Genomic DNA, 12,094 nt, shown 5'->3' with positions numbered 1-12,094 from the left:
TCTTTACTGATTAATCTATACCAAACCGCTTTTCACTGAACCCAATATAGCAAAAAGAGAAATGCCTACCTTAGCAATATTAGAATTTGGCTCTTAGTTCATCCTGTCACATTTCTTTCATGAAATGCTTTCCGGCGCCATTCTACACTGAGGTACATAATATAAAAACCCTAGAAATATTACATTTTTATGTCAGCCATTATCCATTTAAAAAGTGCCCTCTCAGGCACTTATTTAAAAGGATAATCTAGCGAAAAACGACCGTTCGATTACCATTGGGGAAAACTCTTCGCTCACAGTGCAGCTGAACGGCTCGCGCCAAGGCAATACACTCTGCATCCTGCCCTCTTTCCACCATATCCTCAGGGTAATAAGTATGATCCACGGGTTCAACAACTTGTTCGATAATAGGGCCTTCATCCAAATCATTGTTAACATAGTGGGCAGTTGCGCCCACTAATTTAACACCACGATTATGTGCCTGATGATAGGGTTTGGCCCCTTTGAAACCTGGCAACAAAGAGTGGTGTATATTAATTGCTTTATGCTCTAAAAAATCACACATATCCGGTGATAAAACCTGCATATATCGCGCTAACACCACCAATTCTGAATCGGTCTCTTTCATCACCTGGCGCACTTTCTTTTCTTGGTCCACCTTAGTTTCTGCCGTAATGGGGAAATGGTAGTAAGGAATACCGTGCCATTTCGCCAATTCTTCCAAATCAGGGTGGTTCGAGATAATCGCAGGGATATCAATTTTCAATTGATTCGTGCGATAACGATAAAGTAAATCATTCAAACAGTGGGCGTATTTCGACACCATGATCAATACTTTAGGGCGTGTCGCCGCATCGAACATGTCCCATTTCATATCAAAGGACTTAGCTCGATCATCAAATTCCTGACGAAAAGCAACCAAGGCTTCTTCGTTTTCAGGCTGGAATTTAAATTCCGCTCGAATAAAGAAACGACGATTAAATTGATCATCAAAAGATTGAACATCGACCACGTAGCAACATTTATCGAACAGAAAACGAGTCAGTACATCTACAGTACCGATTTCACTTCCACAGCTGGCAGTAATAATAAAATTCCCAGATAATCGAGGCATACTAAGCTCCTTTTACCATAAGACCGAATTCTGCTGATGCATCCGCTAGCCAACGCCAGACATAGTCTGCGAAGCTGCGGCGTACCACCATCAAATATGTCCCTTCTATTTGGTGATGAAGCACAACGGTGGCCTTGGCAAAATGCGTGGTTACCACCTTACCGACAGGAAAACACGCTTCCACATCATAACCACAACTTTTTTGCAGCACCTCGCGAATCGCCTCACCTGAAAGCGTCATCAAGGTTTGACCACCTGACACATCAACCACCGCAAAATGACCGGTCAACTCAGCACGCAGCGAAGCTTCTACCGCTGCTGGTGCTAAATTTGGCGCTAAAATAAGCCATTCATTTGGGCCTATCCAGAAGACATAATAACTGTCCGATGCATGACTGCTTAATGGCGTTAACGGCAGAGCAACTCCTAAGGCTTTTTCCACACCAGCTAAGAAATCTGCGCTGTCAGGATTGCCTCTTAACGTCAGTTGTGCGCAAAACGCCACTTCGTTGAAAGCCACTTTCGCCGTCTCTACGTTAGGGTGGATAATATGATGCAAGGGGGTTTCACGTCGTGTCGCACCTTGCGTATTTTCAGCGCGCGCTGAGAAGTCAAAGGTCGTTAAATTAGACATTTTGGCGCTCTCCTTTTGGGTCGTAAAACACATAATCACAAATTTCTGCTTCGATAACACGGCCATCGGCTAGAGGAAAATACAAGGTTTCCCCTTTATGACTGTGACCTTCTTTGATCACCGCCAGTGCGATCGAACGTCCCACTACTGCACTGTAATAACTTGAGGTCACATGGCCCACCATGGTCATCGGAATCGCTTGTTTTGGATCCCAAACGGCTTGCGCGCCTTCTGGTAACACCTCATCACTGTTCTTCGTTTTTAATCCGACATATTGCTTGCGGTCTGTTTTTTGCGTATCCGAACGATCAAAAGAACGCTTACCAATAAAACTAAATTCTTTGTTTTTACCTACGCACCATCCCATGTCCATATCGTAAGGCGTCACTGATCCATCCGTGTCTTGACCAACGATAATGAATCCTTTTTCAGCACGCAGTACATGCATCGTCTCGGTACCGTAAGGCGTGATACCAAACTCTTCTCCGGCCGCTATTACGGCTTCCCAGACGAACATCCCATCGTTTGCTGGCACGTTAATCTCATAAGACAATTCGCCCGTGAAACTGATACGGAACACTCTCGCGGTAACGCCTGCTACTGTGCCATCGCGCCAATCCATAAACTTAAAGGCGTCTTTATCTAGCTCAATATCATTACAGACCTTGGCTAAAACTTTGCGCGCATTTGGCCCTGAAATGGTCATGGTTGACCAATGGTCCGTTACTGATGTCATAAAGACATCTAACTCAGGCCATTCCGTTTGGTGCCATAACTCCAACCATTCCAATACGTTGGCAGCGCCGCCTGTTGTCGTTGTCAAAATAAAGTGATCATCCGCTAAACAAGAGGTGACCCCATCATCCATGATCATGCCATCTTCTTTTAACATCAGACCATAGCGACATTTGCCTACTGCCAATTTAGACCAAGCATTGGTGTAAACTCGGTTCAAAAATTCGCGCGCATCTTTGCCTTGAATATCAATTTTACCCAAGGTAGAAGCGTCTAAAATCCCCACGCTGCTTCGTGTCGCTAAACACTCACGGTTTAATGATTGCTGCATGGTTTCACCCGGTTTCGGGTAATACCAAGGACGTTTCCATTGACCAACATCTTCAAACAAAGCGCCATTATCCACATGCCATTGATGCATCGCTGTGTAGCGTTCAGGATCAAACAATGAACCTGCATCACGACCCGCTAAGGCACCAAACGTAGAAGGGGTATAAGACGGTCTAAAAATCGTTGTGCCAGTTTCTTCGATACTCTTACCCAGTGAGCGAGCGGCAATCGCCATCCCGTTCACATTGCCAAGCTTACCTTGATCAGTACCAAAGCCCATGGCGGTATAACGTTTAACGTGTTCAATCGACTCGAAACCTTCACGGGTTGCCAGCTCAATACCAGCCGCCGTGACATCATTTTGCAAATCAACAAACTGCTTAGGCGCACGGCTAATATTTTTCTTATGTGGTACTAAAAACAAAGCCTGCGCCTTGCCTTCTGCCAACCATTCAACCGACGGTTTAGCCACCAGCAATTCACCTTCGCCAAAACCTGCTTGCGCCGCCGCTTTGCTGCCGGTTTCCAGTCCATTATTAATACAATCAGCTAATTGATGATCGCCGACAATAGAGCCCACACAGTGTTGCGCCTGTAAGGCTTTACCCGGCACAAAACCAATAATGTCATCAGACCAAACCGGGCGAGATCCTGTATGACAACTTAAATGCACGACAGGACTCCAACCACCTGAAGTGGCCACGGTATCGCAATCATAATGCTGAGTGTCTCCCGTTACCCGATCGCCTTGAACACTAATCGGTGCTACAGAGGCGGTATAGACGCGACGGCCACCCTTCACTTCCGTCACCCCGTGCCCAAACCATACGTTAATCCCTAGCGCCTTGGCTTCAGCCACTAGTGCGCCATCAGAATCAGTACGCGAGTCCGCAATACCCACCACATGACGACCTGCCTTGGACCATTCTATGGCCGCTAAATAGCCACTGTCATTGGCAGTAGAAACAATCAATTTGTGACCTGGAACCACCGCGTAACGCTTAATATAAGTCGTCACTGAAGACGCTAACATCACCCCAGGTACATCGTTGTTGGCAAAGACTAATGGCCGCTCTTGGGCGCCTGCCGCTAAAATTACCTGCTTAGCTCGAATCCGATGAGAACGTTGACGCGTTCCTGAGACGGCACGCTCACCAAGATGATCAGTACGACGCTCGATAGCCACTAGGAAATTATGATCGAAGTAGCCCATTACCGTCGTTTTACACAAGACCTTCACATTGCTCATAGCGCTCAGTTCGGCGACGATTTCTGCCAACCATAAGCTTCCAGACGAGCCATTGATCGTTTGATCAAACGTTAATAAATGACCGCCCATTTCATTCTGTTCATCGGCAATAATGACCCTAGCACCGGTTTTTGCGGCAGCGTAAGCCGCACTCAAGCCCGCTGGTCCACCCCCCACCACCATCACATCGCAGTGCTGATTTAGCTTATCGTAGGTATCTGGGTCCGGCGCTGTTGGCGCCTTACCAAGCCCCGCGGCTTTACGAATAAAATGCTCATAAGTCATCCACAATTTTTGTGGATACATAAAAGTCTTGTAGTAAAATCCCGACGGCATCATGGCACCGGCTTTCCCTAAATAAGACATCAAGTCGAAATTTACGTTTGGCCAACCCGACACCGGATTTGAGACCAAACCCGCATACAACTCCTGCTGTGTCGCCCGCACATTGGGTACAGTAGAATCACCACTGCCCAATTGAATTACGCCATTTGGCTCTTCACTACCATGGCCTGTAATACCGCGCGCACGAGAGTATTTGAAACTACGACCCACTACGTCTACCCCATTGGCTAATAGCGCCGAGGCTAACGTATCCCCTTCATAACCTTTATAAGTCTGACCAGCAAAGCTAAAGTTTAATACTTTATTACGGTCAATACGGCCCCCTTGGGCTAAGCGATTTTTCTGGCTCATTCCGTCTCTTCCTTAGCGGTTACTGCTGGTGTTTCACCTATTTTATAGGTTTCGTAAATATCATAAGTAACGGTGTTACGAGTGACGTTAAAAAAACGTCGGCAACCACTGACGTGGTACCACATTTCATGATGAATGCCTTTGGGGTTATGACGGAAAAATAAGTAATCCCCCCACTCTTTATCCGACAACGACTCAGGGCCTTTAGGACGAACAATGTGCGCTTGGCCACGATAATGAAACTCGTCTTCTTCACGGAGTTCCTGACAATAAGGACAAAATAAATGCAACATAAAACAGATCTCCTAGTGAGCCACACCTGCGGCGCCATGTTCGTCAATAAGGTGCCCCGAATGGAAGCGATCGATGCTAAAAGGTTTGGCCAGCGGATGCGGCTCATCCTTGGCGATGGTATGGGCAAATACATTGCCAGACCCAGGCGTTGCCTTAAATCCACCGGTTCCCCAGCCACAGTTAAAATACAAACCTGGAATGTGTGTTTTGGAGATGATCGGGCTAGCATCCGGTGTCGTATCGACAATCCCACCCCAAGCGCGGTTCATTCGCACTCGCCTAACGTCAGGGAACATTTCACAAATGGCCGCTAAAGTATGCTCAATTACTGGAAAAGATCCTCGCTGACCATATCCGGTATAACTATCAATGCCGGCACCGATGACTAAATCGCCTTTATCCGACTGACTCATATAGCCATGTACTGCATTGGACATTACGACGGTATCTAAAATCGGTTTGATCGGCTCAGATACGCACGCCTGCAATGGATGACTCTCAATAGGCAGTTCCATACCCACCATCTTCGCCAATAACGACGAGCTACCCGCAGTGACACAGGCCACTTTCTTCGCCGCAATAAAGCCTTGATTGGTTTCTACGCCACATACAGCGCCTTCATGACGACGAATGCCGATGACTTCCGTTTGCTGCAACAAATCAACACCCAGCGAATCTGCCGCACGAGCAAACCCCCATGCGACAGCATCATGGCGTGCCACACCGCCACGAGCTTGCCAAGAAGCACCCAAAACAGGGTAACGAGCGCGATCTGAACAATCCAATAATGGGCAAATATCTTTCACCTGTTTGGCGTTTAATACCTCGCCATCAATACCATTGAGTCGGTTAGCATTAACGCGACGTTCAATGTCTCTCATATCCTGTAAGTTGTGACCAAGATTCAACACACCCCGTGGTGAATACATCACGTTATAGTTTAAATCTTGGCTCAGGCCTTCCCACAATTTCATCGAGTGTTCGAATAAATGAGCCGCTTCATCCCAAAGATAATTAGAACGAAGAATCGTTGTATTACGGGCGGTATTTCCTCCGCCTAAATAGCCTTTTTCAACCACGGCAACATTGGTAATACCATGCTCTTTAGCAAGATAATAAGCCGTTGCTAAACCGTGCCCTCCTCCACCAATGATCACCACATCATAGACATCCTTCGGAGTCGGATTGCGCCATACTTTCTGCCAATTTTCATGATGACTTAACGCATGTTTAAACAGACTAAAAACTGAATAACGACTCATAACACCATCCTATAATCTCGATGACACAGTTCTAAAATTGATTGTTACTGACCTATAAGATCAGCACTCAATGACATTAACAGCGAGCCCTCCTCGGGAGGTTTCTTTGTACTTATCGTTCATATCGCGGCCCGTATCCCGCATCGTTCGGATCACTTTGTCTAAGGAAACGTAATGAGTACCGTCACCTCGGATCGCCATGGAAGCAGAGTTAATCGCCTTCATCGCTCCCATCGCATTGCGTTCGATACACGGCACTTGCACGAGACCACCTATCGGGTCACAGGTCAGTCCTAAGTTATGCTCCATTCCTATTTCTGCTGCATTTTCAATTTGCTCAGGGGAGCCACCTGTCGCGGCGGCCAATCCAGCCGCGGCCATCGCACACGCTGAACCCACTTCGCCCTGACAGCCCACTTCAGCACCAGAAATAGACGCATTTTCTTTGAACAACATGCCAATCGCTGCCGCAGTCAAGAAAAAATCTATGATGCCATCTTCACTAGAACGCGGACAAAACTCCCAGTAATAGTGCAAGACGGCCGGAATAATGCCCGCTGCGCCATTGGTTGGTGCTGTCACAACGCGCCCACCGGCGGCATTTTCTTCATTCACCGCCAAAGCATACAAATTCACCCAATCCAGCGCGCCCAGAGAAGGCGTAATCATGTCCATGCGTGTTTTACTGGATAAATCACGATACAAGCTGGCCGCGCGACGCTTTACCTTCAATCCGCCAGGTAAAATGCCTTCATTTCGCATGCCATTTTTAACGCACTCTTCCATAATTTTCCAGATGCCTAGAATGCCTTCTCGTATCGCGGCCTCATTACGCCAAACTTTTTCATTTTCCAACATGATCTGAGCGATGCTCATATCATGGGTTTTGCACAGACCAATTAAGGTTTCTGCGCTGTGAAACTCAAAAGGCAAGACGGTACTATCTTCCACTAGCTCGACGTCACCCTGCTCATTTTCCTGAACGATAAAACCACCGCCAACCGAATAAAAAGTCGATCGGTGTAAAGAGCGCCGATCTACATCAAAGGCTTCTAACACCATGCCATTGGCATGAAAATCAAGACGGTCGATACGGTGATAAATCAAATCAGCTTGCACGTCGATCGCGACCACTTGTTTGGCCAGCAGCTTGATCAATGAGCTGGACTCTATGTCGGCCACACGGCCATCAATAATACTTGGGTCAACCACATCCGGGAGCGCCCCTTCTAAACCCATCAATACCGCTTTACCGGTACCGTGCCCTTTACCCGTTGCACCCAAAGAACCATACAAATCGATCTTTAGGTGCGCGACTTTGGACATTAAATGTAATGTCTCAAGTTGGTGAGCAAACTGATTCGCTGCCACCATTGGACCCACTGTATGTGAACTGGATGGGCCAATACCTACTTTAAAAAGATCAAACATACTGATTGCCATGAACTTGCCTTCTACTTTTATCTAAAATGCAAAATTAGCGATAAGCTAATATTGATGAGTTGTTATTTTTGTATCAGTACAAGAACAAAGACTCGTCTAGAGAGCAACCAAATTTTTCTGATATCACGTATTTCGTAGCAAACTAAAAACAAGGATTAATGCGAAATACACGATCATTTGATTGTTCCAAAAAGGTACTTTATTTAAGTCGATATTGTGTGTTGCCCCCCGATAACTCGTTTACCTGAAAGCGACACTTTTATGTCTCCATACTCCCAAATCAATAAACAAGTCTTACTAGGGCTCTCTTTTGTCCTCAAATTTCTGTTTTTTACACTTAGAAATCCGAGAGAAGGCTGCTAAATCATTTTCTAAGACTAATATTCAAGGTCTCGTATTTAGGAAAAGCACGTTTTTCACAGCGATAATGGCAGGTCATTTTTGGTTTAAAAAAACTCACTATTTGATCAATAAAAACTCAATATTTTATAAAATAACAAAAAATGACCTTTTTTTGTGCACAATGAGCATAAAATATGAACTTTATTGCTATATGTTTGTATAGTAGATACAAGCGTCACGAAGGATTTATGATTTTTTTACCCTTCACACCAAAGGAAGAGGATTTATTATGTCAGCAACTATTATTGTCGGAGTAGATGGAAGTGAGGCAGGCAATCGCGCGCTTTCTTATGCTAAGCGACTAGCCACCTTAATCGGAGACGAATGCACACTAGAGTTAATATGTGTCGTTGAGTGGTCTCCTTATACTTTCCAAACAACGGAAGAAAACGCTCTTCGTAAGAAAAACCGCCAAGAAGAGCTAAATAACGCGAATTCTCGCGTTATTGCACCAGCGCTCAAATCTCTCGAAGAATCAGGCATTAAAGGACATGGTCGTGTGATGCACGGCAAGGTCGCACAACTACTAAACAGCGTTGCCCTAGAAACTAACGCAGAACAAATTGTCGTGGCTCGTTCCACTGAACACGGCTTGAGCTCACGCGTATTTGGTAGCGTAACTGCACATCTTGTTATGAGTGCGAACGTACCCGTGACCGTTGTAAGCTGAGGAGCTGCTATGAAAAAATTTACGATATTAATAACTGCCTTGGCCTCTTTGCTATTGATGAGTCTAAGCTCCACGGTACAAGCATCAGAAAGTATTGATGCTGTGGTAAACGAAGTCTTTGGTGCCGCTACAGGTTGGTTCGTTGCACTGATCTTTGCACCGATTCCAGGAACCAGCTTTCCTTGGATTGTGCTTTGGTTGGTAACAGGCGCCAGTGTGTTCACACTGTATTTTGGTTTTGTTCAGTTTCGCAGCATCGGGCACTCTATTGCTTTGGTCAAAGGCGATTACTCAAATCCAAATGACGCCGGTGAAGTCAGTCACTTCCAAGCACTCGCTACGGCACTTTCAGGTACGGTAGGGTTGGGTAACATTGCTGGTGTGGCCGTTGCGGTTTCTATTGGTGGTCCTGGCGCTACTTTTTGGATGATTCTTGCCGGCTTGCTCGGTATGGCATCGAAATTCACCGAGTGTACCTTAGGTGTGAAATACCGAAATGAATACAAAGACGGCAGCGTGTCTGGTGGCCCTATGTATTACATCTCAAAAGGGTTTGCTGAAAGAGGCATCCCTGGCGGTAAATTGCTTGCTGGTATCTTTGCAGTGTTCTGTATTTTGGGCTCTCTTGGTGGCGGTAACATGTTCCAAGCCAACCAAGCACACGCACAGTTGACACAAGTTATCGGTAATTACCCAGGCTGGATCACTGGGGTTATCTTTGCCTCTCTTGTATTCATCGTTATTGTTGGCGGAATCAAATCGATTGCTCGCGTTACAGATAAAGTCGTGCCGTTCATGGGTATCCTTTATGTAGGCGCAGCCTTGGTTATCTTGATCTTCAATGCTGATAAAATTGGCTGGGCATTTGGCCAAATCTTTACCGGCGCCTTCACTGGTCTTGGTGTTGCAGGTGGTTTAGTAGGTGCCTTGATTCAAGGTTTCAAACGCGCGGCTTTCTCAAACGAAGCTGGTGTTGGTTCTGCTGCGATCGCTCACTCAGCGGTACAAACAAACGAACCTATTACCGAAGGATTTGTGTCTCTGCTTGAACCATTCATCGATACGGTTGTGATCTGTACTATGACCGCCCTTGTGATCATCATCACTGGCCAATTGGTATCTGATCCACAAACAGGGCTTTATATCCTAAACGAAAGTGGCGCTATCCTGACTGCCGATGGCTCATCAGGCGTAGCATTAACGTCTGCCGCATTTGGTTCAACCATCAGCTGGTTCCCCTTCATCCTTGCTATTGCTGTTATCTTATTCGCTTTCTCAACCATGTTGAGCTGGTCTTACTACGGTTTAAAAGCATGGACTTACTTGTTTGGTGAAAGCAAAAAAATGGAGCTGACCTTTAAGATCATCTTCTGTTTGTTTGTTGTTATTGGTGCGGCATCTAGCTTAGGTCCTGTCATTGATTTCTCTGACGCGGCGATCTTTGCCATGGCGGTTGCCAACATCATCGGTTTGTACTGCTTGATGCCTATCGTAAGAAAAGAATTAACCTCTTACCTAGCGCGCCTAAAAAGCGGTGAGATTAAGAAATACAAAGACATCAAGAAGTAATAGGTTTCGATAAAACACTATTTTATTGAATCCATTAAACCCCAAAAGAGTCGCCTCTTTTGGGGTTTTTTCGTTAACGCTATGCAAAAAAAAGAGCCCCGAAGGGCCCTAAAGTTGTCTAAAGGGGGTTAATAGACAAGAGAATGTTAGAAAAATCCTAGCGGGTTAATATCGTAACTGACTAGCAAGTTTTTCGTTTGTTGATAATGTTCGAGCGCAACTTTATGAGTTTCACGACCCACACCTGATTTTTTATAACCACCAAATGCTGAATGCGCTGGATACTGGTGATAACAGTTCATCCAGACTCGTCCTGCTTGAATATTACGCCCCATGCGATACGCTAGATTCGTATCACGAGTCCAAACGCCAGCACCCAGACCAAACTCACTGTCATTGGCAATCGCCAAGGCTTCTGCTTCGTCTTTAAAGGTAACAATACTCACTACTGGGCCAAAAATTTCTTCTTGGAATACCCGCATGTCATTGGTGCCTTTGAATAAGGTCGGTTCCATGTAGAAGCCGTTTTCAAAGCCCGGTACTGTCGCCACACCGCCACCGATCAATAGCTCAGCACCTTCTTCTTTACCAATATCCATATAGCTCAGGATTTTATCAAACTGCTGTTTCGATGCTTGAGCGCCTACTTGAGTGTCTGTATCTAATGGGTCGCCACGTTGAATGGTTTTGGTACGCTCAATAACGAGTTTGATAAATTCGTCATAAATAGACTCATGAACCAAGGCACGAGATGGGCAAGTACACACTTCCCCTTGGTTAAAGAAAGCCAACACCAAACCTTCGACACATTTACTGATGTAGGACTCTTCTTGCTGCATGATGTCAGCAAAATAAATATTAGGAGACTTACCGCCTAGCTCAACGGTAGATGGAATAATGTTTTCGGCGGCACAATGCAAAATCTGAGCTCCCACTGGGGTTGAACCAGTGAACGCGATTTTCGCAATACGTTTGCTGGACGCCAGTGCTTGACCCGCCTCTTTACCGAAACCATTGACGATATTTAACACCCCAGCAGGCAATAAATCACCGATCAGTTTCGCTAATTCAAGGATAGACGCAGGGGTTTGTTCTGCAGGTTTCAGCACCACACAATTGCCTGCTGCCAATGCAGGAGCCAACTTCCAAGCGGCCATTAAGATCGGAAAGTTCCAAGGAATAATCTGACCAACTACCCCTAAAGGTTCATGAAAATGATATGCCACTGTGTGTTCATCTAGCTCAGCGGCGGTGCCTTCTTGTGCTCGTAAACAACCAGCAAAGTAACGAAAATGATCGACGGCCAAAGGAATGTCCGCATTCAAAGTTTCACGTACTGCTTTACCGTTATCCCAAGTTTCTGCTACGGCTAATAGCTCTAGGTTTTGTTCGATTCGATCCGCTATTTTAAGCAAAATATTAGAGCGCGCCGCAACCGATGTTTTACCCCACGCTTCGCGAACTCCATGGGCGGCATCCAAGGCAAGGTTGATATCTTCTTCTGAGGATCGTGGAATTTGGCAAAAAACTTCACCAGTAACAGGGCTAACATTATCAAAATACTGGCCCTTTACTGGCGCAACCCAATCTCCGCCAATATAGTTTCCATATTGCTGTTGAAATGTAACAACGCTACCCGTACTGCCTGGTTTTGCATAAATCATAATCTATCTCCACTCTTGTTGTTTTTGTAATG

General features: G+C 45.8%; 9 protein-coding genes. 2 read left to right on the top strand and 7 right to left on the bottom strand.

The features are described from left to right. Nucleotides 1–247: 247 nt before the first annotated feature. Genes purU through V6259_RS13495 form a run of 6 tightly spaced genes read right to left on the bottom strand, consistent with a single transcriptional unit; the run spans nucleotide 248 to nucleotide 7,757 of the window. Nucleotides 248–1,114 carry a formyltetrahydrofolate deformylase gene (gene purU, locus V6259_RS13520; protein WP_133010260.1) on the bottom strand — a complete coding sequence of 289 codons (867 nt, stop codon included), beginning with the start codon at nucleotides 1,112–1,114 and terminating at the stop codon, nucleotides 248–250. A 1-nt stretch (nucleotide 1,115) separates the two neighbouring features. Next, entirely contained in the window at nucleotides 1,116–1,748 is a 633-nt protein-coding gene (locus tag V6259_RS13515; RefSeq protein ID WP_341584971.1) for a sarcosine oxidase subunit gamma, read from the bottom strand. Beyond that, nucleotides 1,741–4,758, bottom strand: coding sequence for a sarcosine oxidase subunit alpha family protein (locus tag V6259_RS13510; RefSeq protein ID WP_341584970.1), 3,018 nt, complete (start codon nucleotides 4,756–4,758; stop codon nucleotides 1,741–1,743). Before V6259_RS13510 ends, V6259_RS13515 begins: the two co-directional genes overlap by 8 nt. Further along, nucleotides 4,755–5,051: a sarcosine oxidase subunit delta gene (locus V6259_RS13505; RefSeq protein WP_341584969.1), complete on the bottom strand. Its 297-nt coding sequence runs from the start codon at nucleotides 5,049–5,051 to the stop codon at nucleotides 4,755–4,757. The genes V6259_RS13510 and V6259_RS13505 overlap by 4 nt, the downstream gene beginning before the upstream one ends. A 12-nt stretch (nucleotides 5,052–5,063) precedes the next feature. Then, nucleotides 5,064–6,314: a sarcosine oxidase subunit beta family protein gene (locus V6259_RS13500; RefSeq protein WP_341584968.1), complete on the bottom strand. Its 1,251-nt coding sequence runs from the start codon at nucleotides 6,312–6,314 to the stop codon at nucleotides 5,064–5,066. A 60-nt stretch (nucleotides 6,315–6,374) separates the two neighbouring features. Next, nucleotides 6,375–7,757, bottom strand: a complete 1,383-nt coding sequence (locus V6259_RS13495; RefSeq protein ID WP_341584967.1) for an L-serine ammonia-lyase — start codon at nucleotides 7,755–7,757, stop codon at nucleotides 6,375–6,377. A gap of 631 nt (nucleotides 7,758–8,388) precedes the next feature. Between V6259_RS13495 and V6259_RS13490 the strand changes: the two genes are divergently transcribed. Together V6259_RS13490 and V6259_RS13485 are read left to right on the top strand one after the other, a co-directional pair. Continuing rightward, nucleotides 8,389–8,829, top strand: coding sequence for a universal stress protein (locus V6259_RS13490; protein WP_341584966.1), 441 nt, complete (start codon nucleotides 8,389–8,391; stop codon nucleotides 8,827–8,829). A gap of 9 nt (nucleotides 8,830–8,838) precedes the next feature. Continuing rightward, nucleotides 8,839–10,398 (top strand): alanine/glycine:cation symporter family protein, encoded by a 1,560-nt coding sequence (locus tag V6259_RS13485; protein WP_341584965.1) that lies wholly within the window; start codon nucleotides 8,839–8,841, stop codon nucleotides 10,396–10,398. Nucleotides 10,399–10,544: 146 nt separating this feature from the next. Here the strand turns inward: V6259_RS13485 and exaC are convergent, their stop codons facing one another. Continuing rightward, nucleotides 10,545–12,062: an acetaldehyde dehydrogenase ExaC gene (gene exaC / locus V6259_RS13480; RefSeq protein WP_341584964.1), complete on the bottom strand. Its 1,518-nt coding sequence runs from the start codon at nucleotides 12,060–12,062 to the stop codon at nucleotides 10,545–10,547. Between the last annotated feature and the right edge of the window lie 32 nt (nucleotides 12,063–12,094).

This window comes from Marinomonas sp. TI.3.20 (genome assembly GCF_038155025.1).
Taxonomy (GTDB): Bacteria; Pseudomonadota; Gammaproteobacteria; order Pseudomonadales; family Marinomonadaceae; genus Marinomonas; species Marinomonas flavescens.
Note: the sequence above shows the minus strand (reverse complement) of the source record. Positions and strands in the feature narration are given on the sequence as shown.